Annotated in this window: 1 pseudogene; it reads right to left on the bottom strand. The window is 60.0% G+C overall.

From position 1 onward, the window contains the following. Positions 1-235, bottom strand: a pseudogene (locus tag EXE44_RS19390) (cytochrome c oxidase subunit II); the annotation flags it as partial.

Genomic DNA, 235 nt, shown 5'->3' with positions numbered 1-235 from the left:
ACTCGTCTTGCGGGAGGACGGTGATCTGGCCTTTCATCGCGGAGTGCCCGGGACCGCACAGCTCGAAGCACTGGACGAGGTACGTCGCGTTACCGCCCTGTTCTCGGACCGTCTCGGAACTCACGGAGAACCAGGTCTGACTGTACTCTCCGGGGATGGCGTCGGATTTTATCCGTAACCGCGATGAGCCGAAGTTGTGCCAGACGTCTCTCGACGTGATGTTGAGGTTGATCCG

Source organism: Halorubrum sp. SS7, from assembly GCF_005435055.1.
In the GTDB taxonomy this organism is placed as follows: domain Archaea; phylum Halobacteriota; class Halobacteria; order Halobacteriales; family Haloferacaceae; genus Halorubrum; species Halorubrum salinarum.
This window is presented reverse-complemented; position numbering and strand designations above follow the sequence as displayed.